The organism is Caldithrix sp. (genome assembly GCF_056497305.1).
In genome coordinates this window covers 1-26,942 of record NZ_JBSMDE010000122.1, presented here as the reverse complement: position 1 = coordinate 26,942, position 26,942 = coordinate 1, and the positions used below count along the sequence as shown (strand labels likewise).

The following is a 26,942-nucleotide window of genomic DNA, read 5'->3' as shown; positions in this document are numbered from 1 at the left end:
CCGGCGCGATGTCCAGCTGCGGTACGTTCTGCCAGTCGTCGAACAGTCCGTCGATGTTGATGGAAGAACTGCCGCTGGCGCTGGAAGTAAAGGGCTCAAAGATCAAGTCGCCGGTGTAATCATCCATGGCAACGTTGGGATCGACGGTAATTTGATGCAGCAGGGCGTTGTAGCCGGTGGAGTCTTCCCAAATATTAGCGTTGGCCAGACGAATGGCGTACTCCGGACGATCGCGCAGGGCCGGCGCCGGGTCGGCCAGATGGATGAAAATCTCGTACTCGCCGGCGGGCATGTCGGCCGGCAGTCCGCCCTGAACGGCAACCTGAACCGTGTCGCCTGAGAACCAGTAGCGCGGATCTTCTGGCGTGAGCAGACGGTACTTTTTGCGCGTGGAGCGCTCTCGCAGCACCAGCTCCAGATTGCGCGGGTTGTACAGGCTGGCAAAACCCCGATTCACCAGCGAAAACTGCACGTCGATTGCTCCGCCCGGTCTGGCGCTGTCGGTGATGGCGGCCTGCAATAATCGAAATCGGTAGCCCAGGCGGCGCTCAATTTCCGGCATGCAGCCGTCCCGCTCCCAGGCATCCAGAACGTCGCGGTTGTAGTCTTTGTTCAGCACCGACCAGTGCATGTAGGCCAGATCTTTTAAGGCGTTGGCGCAGCCCGAATAGGCGCTGGGACTGCACGTTTCGCCGCCCTGCGGCACAAACTGATTGTCCTGATGCAGGTAGTCTTTGTCGCCCTGGATGTCGTTCCACAAATAGGTGCCAGCGTCGGTCTGATCCGCTAAAAAGCAATCGTTGTGGGCGCCGGTGCGCGCTTTTTTGCTGCCGCTGAAGGCTTCTTCCAGAGTCAGCGGATTGGGGTCGTTAAAGATTTTACGCTTGTAATCCGGCGTGCGCACCACCACGCAGCGCTGCGCGGGCAGCGCATCCAGCAGGGCAAATAAAACCGTGCGCCGGTCTTCAGTATTGTTCAGCTGGTTGGTGGAGTAGTACCATTCGCCCCAGGCGCCGATAAAGCCTGCTTCCATGTAGGCAATCACATCGTAGTGTTTCTGCAACAGGGGTTTGAGTTGATCGATGTGCGTTAAAATGATGTTTAACGGGGCGTCCTGGCCGTTGATGTCGTTGGTGTATGAAAAGCGCACCACCAGCTTAACGCCGCCCCTGCGCGCCGTGTTGAAATCCTGTTCAACCAGATCCAGAAAATCCTGATCCAGCGCCTGATCCCGAAACTGGGGAATGGTGTAAATGCGTTGAATGACCGAAACGGCCTGGCTTTTTAAACTGTTGATCAGCGAAAGCGAAACGGGATTGTCGATTTGCGTGCAGAATCCGCGCTCCGGATTAAAAAAAATGGCGTCGGTGCTGTCGTAAACAATGGTTCTGGCTGACAGCGAATTGCCGAGCAAAAGGAACAGTGAAATAACGCCGACAGCCTGCGCCAGGCGTTTATTCAACGAATTTAGTTTTGCCATAAAAAGACTCCATGTGAAAGATTGGTGATTTTAAATCGATAATAATCGCCCGCTTTTTGCCCTTTTATCGTTTGCGGGCTGCGTAAATAGGGCAGCAAGGTCAAATCGTTTTCGGGCAGCAGGGATTGATGAACTTCAATCGTAATTTCAGGAACGGTTTGCGGAACGACCTGAATGCCGCCCTGAATGCCCGAAAAATTAACCAGCGCAAGATGCAGTTTCTCATTTAAATAGACCGCTTTAACGGCCACTGCAGGCGGCGCGCTTACGCGGACGGCAGGCGGCCGATGTTCGAGCTCTGCGATTTTCTGCAAGGTGGTTTGGGCAAAGGCGCTGAGCGTGTCGTTGGCCGTAGCATTTTGAACGATGCGGTTAAAATGCTGCGCGCTTAAAGCGTGGTACTGTTTGCCGGGGCAGGGACTTAAAAGCGTTTGAAAATTTTCCAGCGCACGGGGCGCGTTTTGCTGCGAATCTGCGGTAAGGATTAAGCGCACGCCGCGTCTGGCCAGTTCTACCAGCGCTTTTGATTCCCTGGCCGTAAAGCGCTTAACGTTCGGTAAAATCAAAACGCGGCCTTTAAACTCGTCTAACGCCCGGGCGTCAACAATCTGAAATGGAAGGTGGGCGTGCAGCGCCATCAGCACAAAACCGGTAAACGATTTGATGAACTCGTCGGAATGGTAGTTGCGCGTCTGGGCCGAAAAATAGATGCCGATGGGATCGACGGCGCGCGCCGGGCCGTAAAAATGCTCCTGATATTGGGCAATCCATTTAAAGACCTGACGGCGCGTGGAATAGTCGTTAGAGCCAGACATGACGTGCGTGGCTGCGTCCCAGGAGTTGGCGCCGGCAAACAGCTGCACGGCAAAGAGCAGGCGCATGGCGTCTGCCGGGCGAACGGCCGGATTGCCGTCCCAGGAATAGCTTAACATCCAGGTCGCTTTGTCATGAGCCAGGGCGCGAAAGGTCAGCATGCCGACGATGTACTTAAACCAGTCCAGCGGCTGGCGATCGGAAGCCATGTAGGCGCCTTCGCTGTATTAGTGGGCGATGACATCCACCACCGGGTAAAGCAGGGAAGCGTCGGCGCCGACGCGCACGGCTTCAAAATCGATGCCCGGGTAAATTTCGGCAATGGTCAGGCAGTCTGGATTGACCTGTTTGACGTTGCGGTCAATTTCCGCTAAAAAATCGCGAATGGTCTGCAGGCGAAAATCAATCCATTTTAAAAAGTTAGGATCGGAAAAGTCGCCCAGCCGCAGGTCGCTGCGGGCGTCGAGTCCGGTTTTTTCTTTAAAAGCCCGAACGGTAAAGTCGTCAAAGCTGGCCCAGGTGTTTTCCCAGCCTTCAAAGTGCGTCATCCAGTAGGGGATGTCCACGTACACGCCGTCAATGCCGGTGGCGGCAATCTGCCGCACGCGCTCCATGTACATCTGGCGCCAGGGTTGGGCAAAGGGACTGATCCACACGTCTTCGTCGCCTTCGCGAATCCAGAAGGCGTCCTGGCTGCCAAAGACGGCCGGGCGACCGCTGAGATCGCGCTGCACCCAGTCCGGATGATCTTTAAAAAAGGTGTGCCTGCGCTGCGGGGCGTCGGGCGTAATGCACTCCAGGCCGGCAATATAAACAAAAGCGTAATTGTTCACGGCGTGAACTCTTTGAGCAAGCGCGCGCAGTTCGTCCAATTTTTGCTGCGGATTCAGAAAACTGTCGTAGCGGCCGGTGATGTCGTTGTCCACCTCAATGCCAAACAGGTGTGTGTCCTGCGCATCGGCAATGATGGAATCGATGGTTTGCGCCGTGAGCGGATGCCCGGAAGTGCGCACAAAAAATTGCCACGGCAGCTCGCCACTAAGCAAGACAGCTGGCAGAGCGGTGAAAAGTAAGAAAATCACGCTGAAGAATTGAACTCTAAAATTCATCAAGGGCCTGCAATCTCCGCTGTTTTTAAATAGCGTTGTAATGTTTCATCGCGCTGCTGCAGCAGGCGCAGGGCGTTCTGGCGATAGAGTTTTTTCAAAACGGCATCCGGCAGATCAAAACCGTAGTAAGCCCAGTGGTAGTTAAATAGATTTTTTTCGTAGAAATGCTCATCGGCCGTTTCCAGAATGCGAAAGGTAACGCGGTACATGTGCGGAGTGAAATAGTTGTCCGTGCCGTAAAGCAGCCGATCCTGATATTTCTGGTAAAAAGCGCGCACAAAGCGGGGAATGGTAGCCGTTTCGGCGTAGCGCGCGGAATTGTCGGCCCACAGGTTGGGGTATTTTTCCAGCAGTTTCCCCAGGCGCGTTAAATCGTACGAGAGATTGGCAAAGTGACAGGCGATGAAGGTGGTGTTGGGATGTTTTTTGACCGCGTTTTCCAGCATGTCGATGAGCTGATCGTGCAGCAGCATGCCTTTTTCTTTTTTGATGCGCCAGGTGTAGGCGTTCATCAGACCGTCGTTGGTGGAATCCATCGGCTGGTACATCCAGATGGGATCGGCCACGTGCACATTGACCGGAATGCCCATTTCGCCGCACTTTTCCAGTAAAAGATCCATCCTTGGATCGTCCAGGTGCATTCCTTTGGCCTTTGTGCCGGGTCGGCGGGCAAACAAATTGGAGTAGTACATGCCCAGCCCTTTGTCGCCTAACTCGCCCACGCCTTTCGCGCCCATGCGCACGCAGCGCTCCAGTTCGGCCACGGCTTTTTGCGCCCAGCCCGGTTGATCGTAGCCGGTGTAGTCAAAGCCGCACCACAGCTCGAAGCGCTCGCCGTATTTGCTGTAAACTGCGGCGATGGAGTCAAAGGCTGCGCCGTAAGAACAGGTAAGAATGATGGTCTTTTCGATGCCCGCTTCGTCCATGATCTTCAGCCATTTTTCGATGTCCTGTTCGCTCTGTGCGTAAGGATGAGAATGGATGTCGATCACCGGATATCGGGCGCGCGTGACTTCGGTGCGCGGGATGCGGTAGATGGACTGCGGATTGTAGTCATTCAACAGTAAGGTCTGCGCTAATGGCGCTTGCGACTTACCGGCGTCTGCTGATTTTTGCGAACAGGCAGAGAGTAAAATGATTAGAGTTAAAAAAAGGCTTAGATTTTTAAGTACGATTTTCATAAGTTCAGCACTTCCATTTTATTTTTAACCAGTTTGGTCACTTCCTGCCGCGCGGCCGGAAAGACCTTTCTTAAATCGATTTCATCTGTATGTTTCAGCGTGTTTTTCAGCGTTTTCATGAAGATATTTTTGATTTCCGTGGCCAGATTGATTTTTTGAATGCCGGCGTCGATGGCCGCTCTAATTTGTTCGACGGGAATGCCCGAACTGCCGTGCAGCACCAGCGCCGCCGGGGCGACCTGATGAATGGCTTTAAGGCGTTCGATATCCAGCCGGGGCGTTTGTTTGTAAAAGCCGTGCGCCGAGCCGATGGCCACGGCCAGTAAATCCACGCCGCTCTGTTCGACAAATTGCGCCGCCTCTTGCGGTTCGGTAAAGCCGGTCTTTTCGGTGGACTGGCCCAGCTTGGCCACGTAGCCCAATTCTGCCTCCACCAGCGCGCCAAAGGGACGGGCCATGGCCACCACCTTTTGCGTCACCGCCAGATTCTCTGCAAAAGGACGGTCGCTGGCGTCGATCATGACCGAATCAAAGCCCGCTTCCAGACATCTTTGCACCAGCTCGGGCGAAGCGGCGTGATCCAGATGTAGCCAGGCCTGCGCGCCTGTTTCTTTAATGGCCGTGCGCGCCATGGCAACGGCCGTTTGTAATCCCATGTAGTCGATGGAGCTGGCGGTTAACTGCAAAATAACGGGCCTTTGTTTTTCGGCCGCCGCCTGCAAAACGCCCTGCAGGGTTTCCAGATTGTAAAAGTTGCAGGCCAACAGCGTTTGCCCGTTTTGTAAGGCCTGTTTTAAGCTTGTGTGCATTCAACTTCCTCTTAGCGTTTTATCGAATTAACAGCGCCTTTTGCGCCCTTTTTTGACCATTCATTTCCAGAATCACAAAATAAGCGCCCGAAGGACAAATTCGGTTGTGGTCGTCTCTGCCGTTCCAGCGCAGGGCGAAGGTTCCCGCCGCCTGAAAGCGGTTGATGAGCTGGCGGATTTTTTGGCCGCGAAGATCATACACCGTAAGCCGCACTTTGCCCGCCCTGTCCATGTGAATGCGAATTTGCGCTTCGTTATTGAACGGATTGGGGTAGATCGTCAGCAGTTCAAAAGCGCGCGGCGTTGGTTCCTTGCCTTGTGCGGCGCTGGTGGGCTGCAGTTCGTCCGCCCCTACATCCACGCGGCTGCCCGCCAGTCGATTTTCATGATCCATGTCGCGCTCATCGTCGGCCGGAACAAACGTGGGACTGCCGGCATCGACGGCCGGCGACGCGCTGGAAAGGTGGAAATCGGCTTGCGCCGCGTCAGTGAACAGCGGATCGTCAAAAAGCGAATGCGCATCCTGACCGCTGCCGGCCTGATAGCTGGAAAAAGAGCTGTAGTGCTGGTTGTTCCAGGTCCAGCTGGCGCTGTTTTCTCCGGCTTCGGCGTACCACAGGTTGTAATCCAGCACATTGTTCACATTGCCGTTTTCCGAGTAGAGCAGCACGCTTTGATCGTTGGCGTAAAAGATATTGTTGTACAGCTCATTGTCTTCGGCGTACTGAATCCACAGCTCGCCCAGGCCCTGATGCTGCACATCGTTTTTGTAGCAGGTGTTGCCGGTAAAGGTGCAGTTTTTTACGCGGCCGGTGTTTACATCGTAGCCGCCAAAAAGCAGGCCGGCTTTGTCGTTTTTGTAGATGATGTTATTGCGCACGATAATGCCCGTGGTGACCACGCCCTGATTTTCGGCGCCGATTTCGATGCCCAGATCGCATTCCGAGACCACATTGTTTTCAACAATAATGTCCTGCCCGCCATCCACGTAAATACCGGCTGCCCAGCCGCCTTCATAGGATGAATTAGCCCGGTACACCTGATTCCAGGCGCAGCGGCCGTTGCGCGCAAAGCGGGAACTCAACCAGTCCTCGCCGCCAATGAAATCGATGCCAATGTTGTTTACATCTTCCACCAGATTGTTGGTCACCTCAAACTGCTCCACATTGCCGTTTAAGGTTAAAGCCTCGCTCCAGGCTGGGTCGCAATCGTAAATGTGATTCCCGTCGATAATCAGGTTGTTAATGGAACGGTTGTCGTCGGCGCCGTAGATGGTAATGCCCATGGCTCCGCCGTCTTGCGCTCCGCCGCGAATCTCGTGAATTTCATTGTCGCGTATTTCAATGTAAGAGCCGTAGCCATAAAGGCGAATGCCCGAGCCTTCCGGGGTGTTGACGTTGCGGATTTCGAAGCCGATGATGCGTACGTAGCTGACATTTTCCAGGTAGATCATGTCGTCGGTGTAACTGGCTGGATTGTTGGGCACGCCCGAACCGTCCAGAATGGGACGTTCGCCCGGGTAGGCCATTAAGGTGATGTACCCATTGCTTGCGTCGCCGCCGTGATCAAAATTTATTTTTTCAAAATAAGGGGTGGATTTTTCGCGCACCAGGATGGAATCGCCCGGCCCGGCGTGGTCAATGGCCGCCTGCACGCTGGTGTAGTGTCCGCCGCTTTCGGCCACAACAATGACGTCGGCCCTGTTGTTTGTCACGGCAAAAATAAACTGAAAGCAAAGGTAGAAAACAAAGAAGCTACTTTTCTTCATAACCAAATCGCTCTTTTGCAATTTTCATTACCTGTTCCAGGTTTTTAAAGGCGCCGGTGCCCCCGGCAGCCGTGGTGTTAATGGCTCCGCAAAGGTTGCCAAAACGCTGGCACTCTTCCAGCGGCGCGCCCTGAATAAATTTAAAGATGAAGCCGGCATTAAAACTATCGCCGGCGCCAATGGCATCTACCACCCGCTCGTTTTTGAAGGCTGGCAGTCGGATTTCCTTTCTGGTTTTAACGTCGAAAAGATAAGAACCGTCGCCGCCCATTTTTACCACAACCTTATTGACATTGGGCCCCAGGCTTTTGATGGCTTCTTTCAGGTTGGGCTGTCCTGTAAGAAAAACGAGCTCCTGGCGGTTGGGCAGAAAGACATCCACATGGGGTAAAGTGTTTGCCGCGTCCAGCTGCCATTTTTCTTCGGGATCCCACTGCATATCAAAAGAAGTGGTAAGCCCCAGACTTTTGGCCATTTTAAACAATTTGCCAACGTCCTGACGAATGCCGGGTTGTAAAAAGAAAGATGAAAAATGAAGGTGTCGGGCCTGTTGTAACCGCTCGGCCGAGATGTCTTCAATGGTCAAATGATTCATGGCGCCGGGATGCGTAATCATGGCCCGCTCTTCATCATAATTAAGAACAATGGTGGCGCCGGTGTTTAAATTTTCATCTTGAATGATGAACTCCGTGCTTACGCCTTTTTTTTGCAGGCTGTCCAGCACCAGCTGACCGAACTGGTCGTGTCCGATTTTTCCTATGAAGGCAACGCTGGCTCCCAGGGCGCTCAGGTTGCTGGCAAAGATGGCGGAAGAGCTGCCCAGGGTAAGAGTCATCTGATCCGCTAATTTTTCCTTGCCCATTTCAGGAAAACCGTCAATTTTGTTCAGAATTAAATCGACGTTCAACTCGCCCACAACAATCACATCATATTTTACCGAAGCCATTCCTTACACCCCTAAACTTCTAAACCTCTAAACTCCTAAACTTTTCCCTCACTCCTCTTCAATCGCCAGCAAAAAGGCCGACACAATAGCCAGAACCATGCCGGCAATGATCACCGGTTGGGGAATAACCTGGTAAATGAACAGCGAAATAACGATGGTGATGACCGGCGCCAGGGCATTGGTCATGGGACTGACGATCATGGCCTTGCCGTAGCGAAAGGCGAAAACCAGCATCAGGGCGCCGACGGAATTGAGAATCTGGATCATGGCCGTCAGGTAGGGCCCTTTAAATCCCCAGTTGATCGGCTGCGAAAAGTCGGTCATCAACAAGGCCGCGGGGATGAGCAGAATGCCGGTTAGAGTCATGTAAAAGAAGATGCTTTCGGCCTTCATGGTTTTGTTGGCAAACTTCATGACATAAGCCTGAAAGCCCCAGGCCAGAAAGACGATCAATGAAAGAATGATCCACAGGTAGCCGCTGTCACCATTGTTCGTGGCGGACTGGTAGGAGAGCAGGGGGATGGCGATCAATGCCAGCACGATGCCCAGCCAGCCGCGCACGCTGGCCCGCTCTTTTAAAAAGACGTAAGACAGTAAGATGGTTACCACCGGCGAAAGAGAGATGAAGGGAAAAACCAGGTACGCTGGTCCGGATCGCAGGGCCTGAAAGAGAATGAGCTGGCCGCCGGCGCCGGTAAAGCCGATCACCAGTCCTAAAAAGATCGATTTGCGGTCGCGTTCCAGCTGCCAGCCTACTAAAGAGAGGGCAATGGCCGCCGGAATGATCATGGTTAAAGCCCAGACGGAGTAGCCCAGCGTGGCCGGGAAGCCCGCTTTTTCCGGAATTTCGATTAAAGCGCCCCACACGCCCCAGAAAGTGGTGGTGATGATGGCGTAAAGTAGCCAGGGTCTCTTCTTCATAGTCGCTCCATTGCTAATGAATTTTGATTTTGCGTGAATGTCAAAGAGTTTTGCATTTGCGCCGCCTCGACGTACGGCTTTAATACGCTTTGAATTTTGTGCAGAATCAGCGCCTGCGGATCGTTGCTTAGCGCTCCCTGTCGAATACGTCGATGTTCCTCTGGCAGGAACTGGCTTACCAAAGTTAGAGGAATGGAAATTTGTTGCAAGTTTTTTAGCAGCTGACGCAGGGCCTTTTGAACCGGGGGAAGCGGCCAGTAGTAACGAATGCGGTCGCTCAGGCTAAAACGCTGCGCAAAGCGTACTTCTTCCTTTGTTCCGCCGTAATGTTTTTGCCAGTGGGCAGGATTTTCGGCCATCGTTTGTTCCAGGGTTTCCAGAATGGCGGAAGGTTTAAGCGCCCTGTGCAGCGGCAGCAGCTCTTTTTCCATGAAGGCCAGGGCAAAAATGGCTTCGCGCAGGGCAAAGGTCAGCGCGGGCCCGACCTTTAAAATGGCAAAGTGGTCTTCCACCATCTGACGCAAAGCAGCGCTGGTCTGGTAGTCGGTGGAGTGCGCTTCGTAAACCAGCTGCGGATGACGTTCAATAAAACCTTTTAAAGAAGCCGCCTTGTCAGAAGCGTATTCAAAAACGATTTGATCGGCGAATTCCACGCCCGGCTGCACGACGACAGCGCAAACTCTTTCGTAAGCCGCTTGCAGGCCGTTTTTCTCAAACGCCCGCCGCACGTGTTCGATGGTCTGCTGAACTTCTTCTACCTGGGTCACGTGGATGTGGTTAAGCTCTTCTTGCGCGCCGCCTGGAATGGGCACGTCGCTGCCGATAACGTACACCGGAGGCGGAAAGAGCTGACTGCCCTGCCGGTAGGCCTGTTCGGCCGCAGCGCATAATTCTGCGGTGCGTTGAGCGATTATTTCGATCGGCAGACGGCCGGCGGAGTCTGTGGCATCGCTTTGCAGGGGCATGGTGGCGTCTAAGTGGATTTTGGAAAAGCCGGCTTTTACGTAAGCCGCAATTTGTTCTTTAGCATGGTTCATGGCCTGCAGGGCGTTCAGTCTGGCCCAGCGGTTGGGCCCCAGATGGTCGCCGCCCAGGATTAATCCCTGTGGATGGTAATCGGCTTCGGCTGCCAGCTCAAGCGCCATTGTTTTAAAATCTTCGGGCCGCATGCCGGTGTAGCCGCCGAATTGATCCACCTGGTTGGAGGTGGCTTCAATCAGCAGCAAAGATCGGTCTTCTCGCGCCTGCTGCATGGCCGCCTTTAAAACAAAAGGATTGGCCGAACAGACGGAATAAATACCGATCGGCGCTCCTTTTTTGTGCCGCTCGATTATTTTATTTAAAGGATGCAGATTCATGCCTTTTCCAATTTTCGTCCATACGGATACAGTTTAACGCCCTGAACCACGCGGCTGATGGCCCCGCTGACGGACGGTTGATCGGGTTCAAGGTTAAAAGAGAGCGATTTGTAAAAACCTAACATCTGCGCCGGCAGAACGCTGACCACGGTTAAAAATTCTTCGCTCAGACTCGCATCGTCTTCGTTGAAAATGATCTTGAGCTCGGGTTTTATTCCCGGCAGTTCGCTTTCGGAAATGGCGATTCCGAAAAGGCCTTTCTGGCCCCTGTAAATCGATTTCACCAGGTCCATCTCGTAAAGCTGTGGGTAACGGCGATTGGAAAAGATGTACACCATCAGGGTTTCGGGGTCAATCACCGCCTTGGGGCCGTGTCGGAATCCTAAAAAAGTGTCAAACTTGCAAATGACCCTGCCGTCGGTTAATTCCTGCAGTTTGAGATGAGATTCCCGGGCGACGCCCTGAAAAATGCCCGAACCTAAAAATACCGCCCGTTTAAAAGGTAATTGGGCGGCCTGTTTTAAGGGCAGGGCATACTGACTTAAAACTTTGCGACCGTAGCTGGCCAGGGTGTCCACCGTCCCTTCCAGCAGATGCAGTTCATCCAGTCTGGAAATGAGCAGGCCGGAAAGCAGCATGGAAGTAAAGCTGCCGGTCATGGCCAGACTCTGGTCATTGGCTTCCGGAGGGAGTAAAAAGACGAAGCTGTTCGCTGGATTGGCTTTTTGCGCCAGATGGCCGTTAGCGTTGCAGGTGATGATCAGATGATGAATGTCGTCACAAAATTCATTGGCCAGTTCGACGGTTTTGATGCTTTCCGGGCTGTTGCCGGAGCGAGCAAAGGAAATCAGTAAGGTGGGCGTTTGTCGTAAAAAGTAGTACTCGGGATGGGTGACGATGTCGGTGGTGGCAACGGCCCGACTTACCAGTCCCAGGTTTTTCTGGAAAACGCCCTGCAAAACTTCGCCAATAAAGGCTGAGGTGCCGGCGCCAGTAAAAAGAACCTGTAATCCCGGTTTCTGGAACAGGGGGTCTAAGAAGCGGCGCAGTTCGTCTTTGACGATGGTAAGAAACTGAAATGTTTTCAGCCACAGTTCGGGCTGTCCGGCGATCTCCTGTCCGGTGTGCAGGGCGCCAAGGTCTTTAAGGTCGGAGTAAGGAATGTCTGGAAACAATGTAAAACCTTTCAATATCTTTCGTAAAATATCAAAACCTTTCGAAATGAAAGATAATAAAGTTGTAAAGACTTGTCAAAAAAATATGAGATGTTTTGAATTTTTTTTCATCTGTCCATTAATTTGTTGTAAATTAAGGGTATGGGCGGCGATTGACAGGCGCTGCATTATTTTTTAAGTTAATTTAGAAAGAGTAATGAAAGGTTTTGAAAGTAATGGCTGCAGAAGAAAATGATCGGGAAATGACGGTTCAGCGACGGGCCAGGATTTTGGAGCTCATCGAACGGGAGGGGCAGGTACAGGTTGCCACTTTGAGCAAGGCTTTCAGGGTCAGTTCGGTAACCATACGCAATGATCTGTCGCATCTGGAAAAGAAGAATCTCTTAATCCGCACGCGCGGCGGCGCCATTCGTCCCCAGCGTGTGGCCGTCGATTTTAAGATTACTGAAAAGGCGCAAAAGCACTTTAAAGAAAAGCAGGCCATCGGGCGCAAGGCCGCCGAATTGATTCAGGAAGGCGACACCATAATTCTGGATTCGGGCACGACCACCCTGGAGATTGCCAAAAATCTGGGCCATTTTAAAGAGCTGACGGTTATTACCAATGCGCTGAACATTGCTCACATGCTGGCTGATTTTCCGGATATTCGCGTAATTGTGCCCGGCGGAATTCTGAGGAAAAATGCGCTTTCTCTGGTTGGTCCGACGGCGGAGAGCGCCATCAGAAATTACTATTGCGACAAATTGTTCCTTGGCGTGGATGGGATTGACAGCGAATTGGGCATCTACACGCCTAATGTGGAAGAGGCCTACCTGAACCGCATCATGATTGAGATTTCGCGCGAAGTCTTTGTTGTGACCGATTCCAGTAAATTCAACAAACGCAGTTTTGCCTTCATTGCGCCCGTGGAAAAGATTCATTCCATCATCACCGACGCTGCCATTCCCCAAAGTGAAAAAGACAAACTGGAAAAAGCAGGCCTGGAACTAATCATTGTTTGAGCGGGGCGCAGTTCAAATAGCCACTATTTACAGTAGAAATAGGTCCGGCAGTTTTTGCAGGGCGATTTTAAAATTTTCCGGCAGTTCCGATTCAAAGGAAACGCGTTGATTGGTTCTGGGATGCAGGAAGGTCAGCTCTTTAGCGTGTAGAGTTTGATGGGGGAGCAATTTTAAGAGGTGTTCGCCCCGTTTGCGTAGATTCTGGGGTAGATGCAGCAATTGCGTTTCACGTCCGTTGTACAATTGGTCGCCAACCACCGGATGATTGATATGGCGCATGTGTACGCGGATTTGATGCGTACGTCCGGTTTCCAGCTTGACTTGCAGCAGGGTTACGTATTGGAACCGTTGTAAAACTTTAAAATGGGTGATGGCGTCACGGCCTCTGGGGTCGACCACGAATTTAATCGGATTTTTGCGGCTACGAGCGATGGGTTCATGGATGGTGCCGGAGTCCTGATCAAAATCGCCCCAGACCAGCGCCCAGTAAATGCGGTAGATCTGTTTGGTGTCAAATTGTCTGCGCAGTTTTCGTTGGGCCAGGTTGTTTTTAGCGATGACAATGAGCCCGGAGGTGTCTTTGTCCAGGCGATGAACGATGCCCGGGCGCATCTTTTCTCCCGTGTCCGCCAGGTGATTAGTGTAGTGGAGCAGGGCATTCACCAGCGTATTGGTTTCATTGCCCTTGCCCGGATGCACCACCATACCGGCCGGTTTATTCAAAACCAGAATGTCATCGTCTTCGAAAACAATTTGAATGGGAATGGGGGCCGGCTCCAGATCGATTTCCGTTTCTTTTAACTGAACCGTAACCTGGTCGCCCAGACGAAGCAGGTAACCGCTTTTGACCGGCTGATTGTTGACCAGCACAAAGCGATTTTTAATCAGGCGATTAAAATACGAACGACTGCGGTCGGTGAACTGCGCAGCTAAAAATTGATCCAGACGAAAACCGACGAATTGCGCATCTATTTGAAAGTGTACTGTCTTTTCCACGAAAAAGCTACTCAGTCTCTATTTCTGTCTTTTTATCCGAATTTGGGTAATTGAGACTTTTTAAAGGATCGCCAATAAAAATGATGTAAACAATGAGGATGATCATGCCGATGGTCACGGCTGAATCGGCAATGTTAAAAACGGGCCAGCGTGTAAGGCTGTAACCAGGGAAGTGCAGGCCCAGAACATTAAAAGCCGGAATGGTCACATCAAAGAACTCAACGTCAAAAAAATCGACCACCTTGCCATGAATAAAGCGGTCCACCAGGTTCCCAATCGCTCCGGCGGCGATCAAGCTCAGGGCGCTTTGAATTAACCAGCCTTCGTTACGCAGGCGAAACAGGTAGTAAAAGACCAGCAGGGCGGCAAAAATGGACAGCCCGCTAAATAGAATGGGGTTACTGATGCGCAGGCCAAAAGCCATGCCTGGATTTTCGACATAGGTAAGACGAAAAAAATTGCCAAGCACCGGAATGGATTCGCCCAGGCGCATGTTGCTTTTAACGATGTATTTGGTAATCTGGTCTAAAAAGATTACAAGCACGATAATGCCAGCCATCAGTTTAGCTGAGAGCGTTTTCTGCATAGATTCTTATTTTCCCGATTCAGCCACTTTACAGTCAAAACAGATGGTAGTGGTGGGCACTGCTTCCAGACGCTTGTGGTCAATCTCTTTCTGACAAACACGACAAATTCCGTAAGAACCATTCTCAATCCGTTCCAGAGCCATATCCAGCTGTTTGAGATATTTTTCATCTCTGGCGGCAAACAGGAAGGCTTTTTCGCGTTCCATATTGTCCGTGCCCTGGTCTGCCATGTGATAGGAATAAGCCGAATGATCGCCGGTGGCTTCTCGCGTGGTGGAATCCAGTACCGTTGAACGCAGGTATTCCAGGTTCTTTACGACCTCTTTCTTTTTTTCCAGAATAATCTGCTTGAAATGTTCGAGTTCCTTCTTGGTCATACACTTCCTCGCACTTAAATTTTAACTAAATTAATTTTAAATGTTACATCATCAATTTTGACTTCTCTGGCCGAGTCCGGCGCCTGATTGCTAAAGATTAAATAATCAGCAAGGGTCTCAGCTTGAATGTACGATTTTTGATGCTCTAATGCCATTTTCTTTTCAGCGGGCAGTCCTGAAACTTCAATTTTAATATGATCGGTTACATTAAAATCCATCTCCTTACGCAGGTTCTGGACGCGGTTCACAAATTCCCGAGCAAAGCCTTCTTCCAGCAGTTCCGGGGTTAAGGTCAGATCCAGGGCAATGGTCATCTGATCTTCGGCATGGACGGCGAAACGACCTTTGGCATCGGAGGTAATGACCACATCTTCCTTTTCTAACTTAAGCTCGTGATTGTCAATGAACACATGAATATAGCCCTTACTCTCCAGCTCTCGTATTTTGTCGCTGCCCAGGCTGGAAATAATGTCTTTGAGTTGGCCCATTAATTTGCCCACCTTGGCTCCTAAAACTTTGAAATTGGGCCTGGCTTTTCGTTCGACAATGCTGCTATCATCGTCAATAAATTCGATTTGCTTAATGTTAACTTCTTCTTTAATAATGTCCGCCATTTTGCTGATGTCATTACGATCCTGGGTAATGGGCGTAAAGATCAGCACGCGGCTTAAGGGTTGACGCACGCGGATTTGCTTTTCATTGCGTAAGGCGCGGATGGTAGAAACAATTTTTTGCGCCAGGCCCATGGCCTTTTCCAGAGCCGGATCGCGCTGTTTCTGCTGGGTAGCGCTCAGTTCAGGATAGTCGGCAAGATGCACGCTCAACGGCTCGTCCTGCGATTTTAGATTCAGATAGATTTCTTCCGCAATGAAAGGCGCTATGGGGGCCATCAATTTAATAAAAGTTAGCAGTACTTCGTGCAGAGTCTGATAGGCTGCTAATTTGTCCGGCCCGGCTTCTGATTTCCAGAAACGGCGACGGTTGCGTCGTACGTACCAGTTGGAAACGTCGTCGATCATGTAGTCGTTGAGCGTGCGTACGGCGCGCGTGATGTCGTAATTGTCCAGACTACCGCGCACCTGTTCAATCACCGTGTAAAGCCGGGAGAGAATCCAGCGATCGATCTCCGGACGCTGCTCAAAAGGTATGGGCGCTTCTTCACCAGAATAGCCATCCAGATTGGCGTACATAACAAAAAAGGAGTACACGTTGATCAGAGTAGAGAAGAATCGGCGTACCACCTCCTGCAATCCGGCCTCGTCAAATTTCTTGGGGATCCATGGCGGGCTGACAACCATAAAATACCAGCGCAGGGCATCGGCGCCGTATTTATCCATCATCTCCATGGGGTAAACCACGTTGCCCCGCGATTTACTCATTTTCAGGCCCTCTTTATCCAGGATCAATTCATTAACAATAATATTCTTGAAAGCCGGTTTATTGAACAGAACGGTGGCAATGTTGTGTAGGGTGTAAAACCAGCCGCGCGTCTGGTCAATGCCTTCGGCAATGAAGTCGGCCGGAAAACTGCTTTCAAACAATTCCTTGTTTTCAAATGGGTAGTGAAACTGAGCAAAGGGCATGGAACCGGAATCGAACCACACGTCGATGATCTCCGGCGTACGTCGGTAAATTTTACCATCCTTTTCAAAAATGATGCGGTCCACAAACGGTCGGTGCAAATCGAGTTGATCTTCCACTTCGGTAACCGGAACGCGTGTGCCGTCTTCCTTTTCGTACCAGCCTTGCTTCAATTCTTCAATGGAGCCAACGGCGATGATGTCTTCGCCATCTTCACTGACCCACAGGGGCAGGGGGGTGCCCCAGTAACGGTCGCGCGACAGGGACCACTCTTTTACATCTTCCAGCCAGTTGCCAAAGCGTCCCGGCCCGATCTCTTTAGGATTCCAGTTAATCGTCTTATTGAGGGCGATCATCTGATCCTTGTACTTGGGCGAATCAATAAACCACGATTCGCGGGCGTAGTAGATAATGGGATTGTCCGTGCGCCAGCAGTGTGGGTAACTGTGTACGTAGTCGAAGGTGTTGCGGTACAGTTTGCCCCGCTTTTTCAGCCCGGCAACTACATCCTTATCCACCCCTTCTTCCACATGGTCGGTGTACTGGAAGGTTTTGACGGTGCGCCCGGAAAATTCGCCCACCTCATCGGTAAAACGTCCCCCGGGTGTAACCGGTTGTAAAAAGGGCAAATTGTATTTTTTGGACATCTCATAGTCGTCCTGACCAAAGGCCGGTGCAATGTGAACAATGCCCGAACCATCTTCGGTAGAAACAAAATCGGCCGTTAGAACTGTGAGAGCGTTGGGATATTTTTGCCGATCAATGGGCAAAAATTCAAAAATTTGCTCGTACACCGTGCCAAACAACTCTTTGCCTTTAAAGCGTTCTAAAATTTCGTATTCGCCGTCGAGCACGCTCAAACGCGCCTCAGCCAGTACCAGCAAATCGTTTTCGGTGCGTTGCCCCTCTTTGTTTTTAATGGTTCTGGTATTTTTAACCAGAACATAATCGATGTCCGGGCCCACGGCCATGGCCACATTGGAGATCAGCGTCCATGGGGTTGTGGTCCAGACCAGCAGATAAGCGTTTTCCAGTTCTTTTTTAGGCGATCCCAGAATTTTTACTTTAATAAAACAGTTGGGGTCTTTGACCTCTTTGTAGCCCAGAGAGAGCTCGTGGGAACTCAAGGGCGTTTCGATGGTGGGTGACTGGGGCACAATTTTGAAATCGCGGTAGATGAGTCCCTTGTCAAAAATCTGTTTAATGGCCCACCAGACCGATTCGATGTATTCATTTTTGTAAGTGATGTAGGCATGATCCAGATCGATCCAATAACCCATGCGATCGGTTAAGGTGCGCCAGCCTTCCTTCATTTCGATATGGCGGTTAACCAGTTCTTTACAGGCATTATTAAATTTATCGATACCAATCTTTTCGATCTCTTTTTTGTTGGTAATGCCCATCTCTTTTTCAACGGCAATTTCCACCGGCAGCCCATGGGTGTCCCAACCGGCTTTACGCGGAACCTGATAGCCTTCCATGGTTTTAAAACGGCAGATTACGTCTTTTACGGTACGCGACATTACGTGGTGGATGCCCGGTTTCCCGTTGGCCGTGGGCGGTCCTTCATAAAAGATGTATTTTTGCCGGCCCTGACGGTTCTCCACGGATTTTTCAAATACCTTGTGTTCCTTCCAGAATTTTAAAATGTGTTCTTCGATTTCAGACAGCTGTAAGTTCTTCTTCACTTCTTTAAACATCTTTTCCTTTGCTCCATTAAAATGATTTACGCTCACTACACCTACAAGCGTTTCACTACTTCACGCATGATTAAAGTTAATTTGGGCTCGGTTTGGGCAGCCACACGGATTATCTCTTCTACATTGACCGGTTCCAGCGCCTCCGGAAAGCATTCATCGGTGATTACGGAAATGCCCAGCACCTCCATAGCCTGGTGATTGGCCACGATCACTTCCGGTACGGTGGACATGCCCACCACATCGGCTCCTGTAGCCCGCAGAAAGCGGTATTCGGCCCGTGTTTCCAGGCTGGGCCCCGGAACGGCCACAAACACGCCTTTCTGGATTTTTATTTTGTTTTCCAGGGCTACCTCTTCTGCCAGGGCAATCAATCGTTTAGCATAGGGTTCAGACATATCCGGAAAACGCGGCCCAAACTCGTCCAGGTTCTGGCCAATCAGCGGGTTGGTTCCCAAAAGATTGATGTGATCTTCGATGATCATCAAATCGCCCTTGCGGAACAAAGGATTCATCCCGCCGCCGGCATTGGAGATCAACAGTGTACCAATCCCCATTTTTTTCATAATGCGCAGTGGAAAGGTAATTTGCTGCATGGTGTAGCCTTCGTAGTAATGAAAGCGACCCTGCATGGCCATGACTTCTTTGCCGCCGAGCTGACCAAAAATTAATTTCCCTTCATGGCTTTCTACTGTAGAAACCGGGAAATGGGGAATGGTCTGGTAAGGAATTTCCAGGTAAGAGTTAATCTCTTTAGCCAGGCCCCCCAAACCGGTTCCTAAAATGATCCCCACCCGGGGAGCGCCTTTAATTTGACCGTTGATAAATTCGTACGCTTCGGATATCTGCTGAAGATAGGCATCCCTATTGAGCATTGTTCTACCTGACTCCTTATTTAGTCTGTTGTTTTTTTTGTTTTAATTTTTTCAACAATTCTTCTTTTTTGCGCTTTAATTCTTCCAATCTGCGTTTTTCCGCGCGGATGGCTTTGTATTCTTCGTAGCGCGCTTTTCGGGCGGCGAAAGCGGCCTCTTCGATATCTTTAAAATGTCCCTTATGGCCAAAATAGTAAGCGCCTAATCCTCCGAACAGGAGAATGCTGGCGTTGGCCAACAAAGGCTGATCCTGTGAATATAAAACGATGCCCACGCCGGTGCCCACGGCTGCCCCTAAAAAGAGCCCAGCCGAACCATACAATATGGTATTTTTGGGAGATTTGTACTTATTGATCTCCTGCACCGGAATTGGATTTCCTTCAAAATCAAAATAACGGCTGATTTTAACAATGTTTTTAATATTGTCAAATTTGATGACACTCTTATTGTGCGTTTTGGCATCCACATAAACCAGATTCAGAGAATCGCCAGTAACAATAATGCCCTCACGAAAGGTGCCATCTTTCAGATTGATGCGTACCGAAGCCTGCGATTCGGGATCGGTCAAAGAAACGTAACGCCTGCTGCTACAGCCCAGACTGCTTAAAATAGCGGTCAGCATGACAACCGCTACAATGGTTTTAGCTCCCCACATAACTTTTCCTCTCTTTAAAAGAAACTCCCTTGTCTCTTATTTTAAAAAGTCATCTAACTCTTCACCGAAGATGTCCTTGAAGAAATCGGCTCCCTTTTGTTTTTTTGGAGGGCTCTCTTTGCCTTTGTCAGGAGAAGTCTTTTCGTTTTGATTCGGAGCCTTTATTTCGATCTCCGGTTCCTTGTCTTCTGCAATGGGTTTTTCTCCCGTTTTTGTTTTTTTAGGATTTGAGGTTGAACGCTTGGTGCCCTTAAACATTGTGTCCCGGGCTTTGGATTTTATTTTTTCCAGTTGTCCCTCTTCGGTTTCCAGAATTTCCAGTAGTTCCAGCTGGGAAGAAAGCAAATAGCGTAATCGGGTGACCAACGAATCTTTTTGCTGCTTTAGTTCAGCCAGTTCCCGTTTTAGAGTTTCCACTTCGGCTTTCGCTTCATCGATCATCTGCCGCGCTTTTACTTCGGCTTCGCGTTTGATCAGTTGCGCTTCTTTTTCAGAAGTCTGCTTGGAAAGCTGAGAGGTTTGCTGCACTTCGTACAGTGTTTGTTTCAGGGTCTTTTCCACGTCTTTGTAATGACGTAATTCGGCTTTAAGCGTATTGACCTCTTTTTCCAGCTTTTGATTATTCTGCAGCAGATGTTCGTACTCTTCCGCCACATATTCCAGATAGGTTTCCACTTCCACGCGATCATAACCGCGCAGGGCGGTTTTAAATTCCTGTTTTTTGATGTCAATCGGCGTTAGTTTCAATGTTACCTCCCTCTGGCGCCAAAAATGGCTGTTCCAACTCTAATATGTGTGCTACCTTCTTCAATGGCGATTTCAAAATCGCCGCTCATGCCCATTGAAAGAAAAGGTAGTTTAGCATCACTAAACTGGCGCACAAGTTCTTCGCGCAAGCGATACAAGGTTCTGAAAGCCATGCGGATCTGTTCCTTATTTTCAGTCAACGGTCCGATGGTCATCAAGCCCTTGGGTTGCAAATGTTGCATGCCCTTAATTGTTTCAAAGGCGGCGCTCACCTCTTCCGGATTAAAACCAAATTTACTGCTTTCGCCGCTGGTGTTCACCTCCAATAAAATCGGAATATTAAGTTGTCGCTTTTCGGCGAACTGTTCCAGCGCCAGTGCCAGGCGAACGGAATCCACCGAATGAATTAAGGACGCGCGTGGAACAACGTATTTTATTTTATTCGTTTGCAAATGGCCGATGAAATGCCATTCGATGTCCCCGGGTAAAGCCTGCGCCTTGTCCCGCAATTCCTGCGGTCTGTTTTCTCCAAATATTTTTAAGCCCGCTTCGTAAGCCTGCAGAATGGTTTCAACCGGAACCGTTTTGGTTACCGCTATTAACGTAATCTCGTCTGTCTTTCTTCCGCTTCTTTGACAGGCTTCTTCAATACGTTCTCTAACGCGTGCAATGGCTTCTTGCGTTGTATTCATCATAAATTTCCAAAATTAAAGAATTAATTGGTCGAATGCAATTAAGGTTCGCAGAACGGTCTATTCTTTGTCGGTCTGAAAACCGATGTTTTTACCTTTCTGGTCCTGTCCATGAATGATAATCTCACCGAACTGCGCCTCGTATTTGCGGATATTTTCTTCCAGGGCTTTCAACAGAGATTTGGCATGCTGGGGCGCCATAACGATGCGGGCGTAAACTTTGGCCTTTGGTTTGCCGGGCAAAATGCGCGTAAAATCGAACACAAATTCCGCCGGAGAGTGAGAAATCAAAACCAGATTGCTGTAGATTCCCTCCGCTTCCTGTTCGCCTAATTCAATATTGATCTGTTTTTCCGGGAATTGTTGGGCCATGACATTCTCCTTTTAAGTTTATTTGCTCTTGACCACTAAAAATGTTTAATTTAGAAAGTAGTACGATTGAAGTCAACTTAATATTTTTTAAATAATTATGGGAAAAATCAATCCTTTAAAAATCGATGAAATCCGTGGCGCGGTTAATATCGTGCATTACATCTCGCAATTTGTCTCTTTAAAAAAAGCCGGACAAAATTACAAGGGATTGTGTCCCTTTCACACAGAAAAAACGCCATCCTTTATTGTCAGTCCTGCAAAACAGATTTTTCATTGTTTTGGCTGTGGCAAGGGCGGTAATATTTTTACCTTCATCATGGAATATGAGAAACTATCGTTTTTTGAAGCTTTGCGCCGGGCTGCTGATTTTGCAGGCATTCCGCTTCCGGAAGAAGATTTAAAAGGACAGATAAAAGAGAGAACCTACTTCGAGAAACTTTACCGCATCAATGAACTGGCCGCTCAATATTTTGCAGAAAATCTTTTTAAAAAGGAGAATAAAAGCTGGTTAACCTATTTTAAAAAGCGCGGTCTGTCCGAAACAACCATACGCAAGTTTCAATTGGGCTATGCACCCGATTCAAAAAGCGGCTTGCTGGATACTTTGAAGCAAAATAGCGTGGACCTGGCAGAGGCCGAAAAGCTGGGATTGATTGCCAGAAGTTTCTACAACGATTCCTATATCGACAAATTTCGTCACCGGGTGATGTTCCCCTTTCACAATTTGAGCGGTAAGGTGATTGGCTTTGGGGGGCGTCAACTACGCGAAGAACAGCAACCCAAATACCTCAACAGTCCGGAGAGCCCCATTTACAAAAAGGGTTCGATTTTGTACGGCCTCTACCAGGCCCTGAACCGCATTCGCGAAGAGGATTTTGTCATTCTGGTGGAAGGCTATTTTGACCTGCTCCAGCTGGTAGAACATGGACAGAGTAACGTGGTGGCTTCTTCCGGTACCGCGCTGACCGATTACCAGGCCAGATTATTAGGACGCTACACGCAGAAAGTTTTACTGTTGTACGATGGAGATGAGGCGGGTCGTAAGGCGGCTGTGCGTAATGGTTACATTCTGGAAAAGAATGGGCTGAACGCCTACATCGCTGTTCTGCCGGCCGATGAGGACCCCGATTCCTTCCTGCGCAAGAACGGATTGGAAGCATTGAAGCCCTATCTCGCTTCACAATTAACGCCGGTTGAGTTTGAAATCAATGCCTTCTTTGAGCAAAACCCCAAACCATCGCTGCAGGCCAAAAACCAGTTCGTTATGGAGCTTATGGAAAATCTACTGGAGTTAAGGAATCCGCTTAAAACCGGCCTCTATCTACCATTGATTTCTGATCTGTTACAGATTAATGAAGCCCTGCTCATTGAACAATTTCGCAAGTTAGAAAAAAAACAGCGCCGATGGAAAAAGTCGGCTGAAGGTGAAGCAGAGGTTACCACAGAAAAGGTAGAACGCCTCAATCGCGGACAATATCTGGCCGAAGCGGGTGTAATTTATTTGCTGTTGAACGGCGAAGAGAAGATTAAGAATTATCTGCTTTCTCAATTGTCCTATGACATGTTTGAAAATCCTTCTTTTATTGAGGTGTATGAGGCCATCATCAGCGAATTGGAAGAAAAGGGAAAAGTGGACAGCAAGGAGGTGTTGCTCCAGTTTGAAGAAGCGGTGGATGTGCAGGCTGCCCTCTCGGCACTGGATTTGATGCAATTCGATAATCCCTTCAAGTTTGCCCGAGATTGCATTTTCCAGTTAAAAAAATGGAGTTTAGAAAAAAAGGCCCAGGAGTTTCAGGAACTGATCCGTAATGATCATGAGTCGCAGGAAGCCGTGGCCCATTACACTGGCGAATTGATGCGTGTGCGCCGCGAAATCAACTTCCTGATAAAAAATCATCGCAAAGGTGAGGAAACGTTTTGAGCTTTGATGAAGAGCAGGGGGCCCAGACACAACGGGCCTGGTGAAAATGGCGAGATTTTTGGGCGCTAACACATGGTATGTGATTGTTCGTTCAAGCTGGCTCAGACTGGAAGTGTGGAAGCATATTGCGTTTTAAATATTTTACTTATTTACATGGGTCTTAATTTTAACGATGAAAAATGCGAGCTACGTTACACGGGCGGGCTGCAAAAAATGTAAATTAGAAGAAACGGGCAGAGCAGGAGTTTTTAGAGACCCGTTCTGATAAAATGCACCATTTGTTAATGGAAGCAAAAGAATTTTACTTTAAAGTAATTGGAAGTCGTTTTTCTGTGATTTTAGCAAACTTTTTTCAAGAGTTGCGCTCAGTAAAACGCAGATGTCATTTCGAATCCCGATTCATCGGGCTGAGAAATCTTTTAACCTTAATCAATACAAAAGATTTCTCATCGTCTCCATTTTCGGGACTCATAGAAATGACACCACAAATTACATATCGCAGAACTTTTTCAATGTAGGAGAGAAGGCAATGAAAAAAAAATTTGGCTGGGTGTTTTGTCTTGGGCTCTTACTCTTTTCGTTCCGTTTGAGTCTCGGGCAGCAAATCGAACTCAGTAAAGATTCGCTTTATTTCCCAGAAGAGTTTGGTTATGACACGCTAGTCGTGCGCAATACCGGCAACGCCGATCTGATCATCGATAGTTTATTCAGCGTTCACGAGGAATATGCTTATCTTCTCACAATCGAGATGAAAGACACGACCATTTTTTACAGAATAGACGGTGGACATTGGCCATTTTTTGTGACTATTGATCCAGGGGATTCCGTGCTGTTTATTTTTTCAGCTCCGGATTTATGTAGCATTTGTAAAGCTTCATCCAATCAGGACTATTTTGAAGATAGCCTGCTCATGTGTAGTAACTCTATCATCGGGGACAGTCTCTTAATTTTTGCTTACGGCCAGGGCTATCCTTCAGCTTTACCGGAAAAGCAGGGGGAGAAACCACAGGCTTTCATTCTGGAGCAAAATTATCCCAACCCCTTCAATCCGGTAACCACCATCCGCTATCGTTTATTCAAAAAAAGTTACATTCGGTTGTCCATTTACAATGTCCTGGGCCAAATCGTGCAAAATTTGGTGTCTGAGGTGCAAAAACCAGGCAATTATTCTGTTACCTGGAGAGCCGATGGATTGCCTGGTGGCCTCTATTACTACCGTCTGGAGGACGGCAAGGGCACAGGTAAAACCAAGAAACTTATTTTGCTCAAATAGCAAGAAAAGCGCGTTTTCAACGGTGCCGCAATATATTCTTACAATGGGAAGAAAACAAGTAGAAAAAATTTCATGTAAAAAAACATCTGATGTAACAAAACTAAAAAGAGGAGAGAAAATTGCAGCGGTTTAACAAAGTGCTGGTTTTGGCCTTTTTAGCCATCCAGATTTTATGGGCGCAAAACGACTGGCAAATGGTTACCGCTTCGGACACGGTGGTAGATTTCGGTTCGGTGACCGCATATGAAAAACACACACGTCAGGTTATTCTGCACAATAATTCGGAAAAAGTGGTGCACATTCTGAGCGCTGCTTTTGAAGAAGCGGTCTTTAGTACGGATTTAAATCCCTTACCCCTGCCGCCACACAGCGACCTGAATTTTAATATTTTTTTTGAGAGCGATCAAAATGTCAATTACACCGACTTTTTGCACATCGAGCTGGATCATGGAATTCACCCTATTATTATTGAAGCTTCGGCCCAGGCCCATTACAACGATGCTTACTACGATGCCACGCAAAATTTGTGGGGCGCGGAGTTGAAATCGGCTTTGCACAATATTATCAAAGGGCATACACAATACAGCTATTCAGACCTGTGGAATATTTTGTCGGATACCGACGAAGACCCCAACAATCCGAACAATGTGATTTTAATTTACACGGGCTGGTCCTATCCTAAGAGTAACCATGGCGGCGATCCGGATCAATGGAACCGGGAGCATGTTTGGGCCAAATCGCATGGCGATTTTGGTAATAATCCTCCGGCCGGAACCGATGCCCACCATATTCGGCCCTGCGATGTTTCTGTCAATAGCCAGCGCGGGAATCTTGATTTTGATAACGGAGGTAGTTTATATACCGATCCCGATGGGGTTACCAATTGTTATTATGATAACGATTCCTGGGAACCGCGCGATGAAGACAAAGGGGATGTGGCGCGCATGATGTATTACATGGTTGTGCGTTACGAAGGGGAAGAAGGCTACGATCTGGAACTGGTGGATTACACGCCTTCTACAAACGGAAATGATCCCGTGTTTGGGAAAAAATCGACTTTATATGATTGGCATTGGATTGACACGGTGGATGCCTGGGAACGGAGACGGAATGATCGTATTGATCACAATTGGCAGCACAATCGCAATCCTTTTATCGACCATCCGGAATTTGCCGACCGCCTACCGAGTATTTCCGGTGAACCGGTGCCTGCTGATCCTGAAATTGTGGTAAGTCCGCAATCCGTTCAGATGGACACCGTGCAATTTAACAGCACGGCGCGCTACTATCTGGCGATTATTAATACAGGGGTCGAAGATTTAACGGTTAGTAATATTCAGAGCACAAATAGTGATTTTAGCATAGATAAAACCAGCATGGTTCTGGCGCCGGAGACTTACGACTATCTGGAAATTACCTTTGTTTCCGGTGAAACAGAAGGCTCCAATTCCACCACCATCCAAATTACCAGTAATGACCCGGACGAAGGGTATCTTGAAGTTCCGGTCAGCGTTGAGGTAGCTGAATCCATCAGCTATTATGTGGAAGATGATTTTTTGCCCAAACAAATTCGATTGCTACAGAATTATCCCAATCCTTTCAATCCCCGGACTACCATCCGTTATGAGCTCGATAGAAGTACGCATGTCCGGTTATCTGTATTTGATAGTGGGGGACGTTTAGTCAGACAGCTGGTAAATCAGAAGCAAGCGGCCGGGCCGTTTACCATTCGCTTTGACGGTCGTGGTTTACCAAGCGGGGTGTATTTTTATCGCCTTCAAACACCGGAATTCAATCAGGTGAAAAAGATGCTGCTATTAAAATAAAATAGATTGGTTCTTCTGTAGTCGGCCTTTTAGAGAATAGGAGAATGATGTTAGCCAGCAAAAAGCGGATCTCAATTCTGGTTCTCCTGTTTTTACTTTTTCAGATCGCTTTTGCGTTGATTCTGAAACAAATCGAAAGAATATCCGGATCCAGCCAGATGTTGGATATCTGGTTTCACTACACCCCGCAAGATGCGTTTGAATTACTGCAAGATTATGGCCGGGCAGGGCGCAATTGGTACTTACTGGCCCTGTCAATCGATTTATTTTATCCTGTGGTCTATGTTCTACTTTTGCGGGGAATATTTAAGTCTTTGAGCCAGGAAGGAAGTTATTGGGTACGATTTCACTGGCTACCTTTTGCGGTTGCCTTATTGGACTACCTGGAAAACCTTCTGGAGTTTAAAATGGTATTAGGCTTTCCACAGGCTGTAAGGCCGGCTGCTGCGGTGTGTACATGGATTACCGGCGCTAAATGGATGATGGTGTTGGTTGTTTTGTTTGTCATCGGCTGGCAACTCATGGCCCATGTTTTAAAACCTTTGTTACCAGACTGATGAGCGCAGGATTAAAATTAAAAGGCAGATTGCTAAGGATTGGGAAAGGATGTATGGCGATTTAGAGAAAGGGAATTGCGTAAATTCAGACTAATACGGCCTCAGATTCGCGGGGTTGTGTCATTATTTTTTTAGATTTTTTTCACACAAACTTATTATTTATTCTTTAAAAGTAAATTGGAAATTGTTCGGGGCTAAAAATTAAAGCCACCAAATAACGCGGAT

General features: G+C 48.9%; 24 protein-coding genes and 1 pseudogene. 6 read left to right on the top strand and 19 right to left on the bottom strand.

The window, feature by feature from the left end:
* The 10 genes from ACWB0I_RS10315 to ACWB0I_RS10270 form a co-directional block, all read right to left on the bottom strand.
* Window positions 1-1,480, bottom strand: a 1,480-nt coding sequence (locus ACWB0I_RS10315) for a DUF4832 domain-containing protein (protein WP_479387979.1), incomplete at its 3' end; no start/stop codon positions are given.
* A complete protein-coding gene (locus tag ACWB0I_RS10310; protein ID WP_479387978.1) occupies window positions 1,468-2,502 on the bottom strand; it encodes a hypothetical protein in 1,035 nt (344 codons plus the stop codon). The genes ACWB0I_RS10315 and ACWB0I_RS10310, both read right to left, overlap by 13 nt.
* A gap of 18 nt (window positions 2,503-2,520) precedes the next feature.
* Window positions 2,521-3,402, bottom strand: coding sequence for a hypothetical protein (locus ACWB0I_RS10305; protein WP_479387977.1), 882 nt, complete (start codon window positions 3,400-3,402; stop codon window positions 2,521-2,523).
* Complete coding sequence (locus tag ACWB0I_RS10300; protein WP_479387976.1) at window positions 3,402-4,583, bottom strand: amidohydrolase family protein; 1,182 nt, start codon at window positions 4,581-4,583, stop codon at window positions 3,402-3,404. The genes ACWB0I_RS10305 and ACWB0I_RS10300 overlap by 1 nt, the downstream gene beginning before the upstream one ends.
* Complete coding sequence (locus ACWB0I_RS10295; protein WP_479387975.1) at window positions 4,580-5,392, bottom strand: class II fructose-bisphosphate aldolase; 813 nt, start codon at window positions 5,390-5,392, stop codon at window positions 4,580-4,582. The genes ACWB0I_RS10300 and ACWB0I_RS10295 overlap by 4 nt, the downstream gene beginning before the upstream one ends.
* Before the next feature lie 19 nt (window positions 5,393-5,411).
* The gene (locus ACWB0I_RS10290) at window positions 5,412-7,160 is read right to left on the bottom strand and encodes a right-handed parallel beta-helix repeat-containing protein (RefSeq protein WP_479387974.1); all 1,749 of its coding nucleotides are present in this window, start codon (window positions 7,158-7,160) and stop codon (window positions 5,412-5,414) included.
* Window positions 7,147-8,106, bottom strand: coding sequence for a carbohydrate kinase family protein (locus ACWB0I_RS10285; RefSeq protein WP_479387973.1), 960 nt, complete (start codon window positions 8,104-8,106; stop codon window positions 7,147-7,149). Before ACWB0I_RS10285 ends, ACWB0I_RS10290 begins: the two co-directional genes overlap by 14 nt.
* A gap of 48 nt (window positions 8,107-8,154) precedes the next feature.
* Window positions 8,155-9,027 carry an EamA family transporter gene (locus ACWB0I_RS10280; RefSeq protein WP_479387972.1) on the bottom strand — a complete coding sequence of 291 codons (873 nt, stop codon included), beginning with the start codon at window positions 9,025-9,027 and terminating at the stop codon, window positions 8,155-8,157.
* Window positions 9,024-10,379 carry a class II D-tagatose-bisphosphate aldolase non-catalytic subunit gene (locus ACWB0I_RS10275; protein ID WP_479387981.1) on the bottom strand — a complete coding sequence of 452 codons (1,356 nt, stop codon included), beginning with the start codon at window positions 10,377-10,379 and terminating at the stop codon, window positions 9,024-9,026. The genes ACWB0I_RS10280 and ACWB0I_RS10275 overlap by 4 nt, the downstream gene beginning before the upstream one ends.
* 2 nt (window positions 10,380-10,381) lie before the next feature.
* Entirely contained in the window at window positions 10,382-11,575 is a 1,194-nt protein-coding gene (locus ACWB0I_RS10270; protein WP_479387971.1) for an SIS domain-containing protein, read from the bottom strand.
* 200 nt (window positions 11,576-11,775) lie between these two features.
* Between ACWB0I_RS10270 and agaR the strand changes: the two genes are divergently transcribed.
* Entirely contained in the window at window positions 11,776-12,561 is a 786-nt protein-coding gene (gene agaR, locus ACWB0I_RS10265; RefSeq protein ID WP_479387970.1) for a transcriptional repressor AgaR, read from the top strand.
* Window positions 12,562-12,588: 27 nt separating this feature from the next.
* On the opposite strand, the gene ACWB0I_RS10260 is transcribed toward agaR, so the two are convergent.
* The 9 genes from ACWB0I_RS10260 to ACWB0I_RS10220 are packed head-to-tail and all read right to left on the bottom strand — an operon-like array spanning window position 12,589 to window position 21,140.
* A complete protein-coding gene (locus tag ACWB0I_RS10260) occupies window positions 12,589-13,557 on the bottom strand; it encodes an RluA family pseudouridine synthase (RefSeq protein WP_479387969.1) in 969 nt (322 codons plus the stop codon).
* A gap of 7 nt (window positions 13,558-13,564) precedes the next feature.
* Complete coding sequence (lspA, locus tag ACWB0I_RS10255) at window positions 13,565-14,143, bottom strand: signal peptidase II (RefSeq protein WP_479387968.1); 579 nt, start codon at window positions 14,141-14,143, stop codon at window positions 13,565-13,567.
* A gap of 6 nt (window positions 14,144-14,149) precedes the next feature.
* Window positions 14,150-14,521, bottom strand: coding sequence for a TraR/DksA family transcriptional regulator (locus ACWB0I_RS10250; RefSeq protein ID WP_479387967.1), 372 nt, complete (start codon window positions 14,519-14,521; stop codon window positions 14,150-14,152).
* 14 nt (window positions 14,522-14,535) lie between these two features.
* Window positions 14,536-17,802, bottom strand: coding sequence for an isoleucine--tRNA ligase (gene ileS, locus ACWB0I_RS10245; protein WP_479387966.1), 3,267 nt, complete (start codon window positions 17,800-17,802; stop codon window positions 14,536-14,538).
* Between the two features lie 41 nt (window positions 17,803-17,843).
* A complete protein-coding gene (locus ACWB0I_RS10240) occupies window positions 17,844-18,674 on the bottom strand; it encodes a purine-nucleoside phosphorylase (RefSeq protein ID WP_479387965.1) in 831 nt (276 codons plus the stop codon).
* Between the two features lie 16 nt (window positions 18,675-18,690).
* Window positions 18,691-19,329, bottom strand: coding sequence for a hypothetical protein (locus tag ACWB0I_RS10235; RefSeq protein WP_479387964.1), 639 nt, complete (start codon window positions 19,327-19,329; stop codon window positions 18,691-18,693).
* 36 nt (window positions 19,330-19,365) lie between these two features.
* Entirely contained in the window at window positions 19,366-20,076 is a 711-nt protein-coding gene (locus tag ACWB0I_RS10230; protein WP_479387963.1) for a DivIVA domain-containing protein, read from the bottom strand.
* Window positions 20,077-20,078: 2 nt separating this feature from the next.
* Window positions 20,079-20,771, bottom strand: a complete 693-nt coding sequence (locus ACWB0I_RS10225) for a YggS family pyridoxal phosphate-dependent enzyme (protein WP_479387962.1) — start codon at window positions 20,769-20,771, stop codon at window positions 20,079-20,081.
* Between the two features lie 57 nt (window positions 20,772-20,828).
* Entirely contained in the window at window positions 20,829-21,140 is a 312-nt protein-coding gene (locus ACWB0I_RS10220; RefSeq protein WP_479387961.1) for a DUF3467 domain-containing protein, read from the bottom strand.
* Window positions 21,141-21,237: 97 nt separating this feature from the next.
* Here ACWB0I_RS10220 and dnaG point away from each other — a divergent pair, with 97 nt between their 5' ends.
* The 5 genes and pseudogenes from dnaG to ACWB0I_RS10195 all read left to right on the top strand — a co-directional run bounded on the left by dnaG (window position 21,238) and on the right by ACWB0I_RS10195 (window position 26,717).
* Window positions 21,238-23,061 carry a DNA primase gene (gene dnaG, locus ACWB0I_RS10215; protein ID WP_479387960.1) on the top strand — a complete coding sequence of 608 codons (1,824 nt, stop codon included), beginning with the start codon at window positions 21,238-21,240 and terminating at the stop codon, window positions 23,059-23,061.
* A 529-nt stretch (window positions 23,062-23,590) separates the two neighbouring features.
* A complete protein-coding gene (locus ACWB0I_RS10210) occupies window positions 23,591-24,334 on the top strand; it encodes a T9SS type A sorting domain-containing protein (protein WP_479387959.1) in 744 nt (247 codons plus the stop codon).
* Window positions 24,335-24,690: 356 nt separating this feature from the next.
* Window positions 24,691-25,518 (top strand): annotated as a pseudogene (locus ACWB0I_RS10205) (endonuclease I family protein); the annotation flags it as partial.
* 21 nt (window positions 25,519-25,539) lie between these two features.
* On the top strand, window positions 25,540-26,160 hold the full coding sequence (locus ACWB0I_RS10200; RefSeq protein WP_479387980.1) for a T9SS type A sorting domain-containing protein: 621 nt from the start codon (window positions 25,540-25,542) through the stop codon (window positions 26,158-26,160).
* Between the two features lie 44 nt (window positions 26,161-26,204).
* Window positions 26,205-26,717, top strand: a complete 513-nt coding sequence (locus ACWB0I_RS10195; RefSeq protein WP_479387958.1) for a hypothetical protein — start codon at window positions 26,205-26,207, stop codon at window positions 26,715-26,717.
* Window positions 26,718-26,942 lie beyond the last annotated feature (225 nt).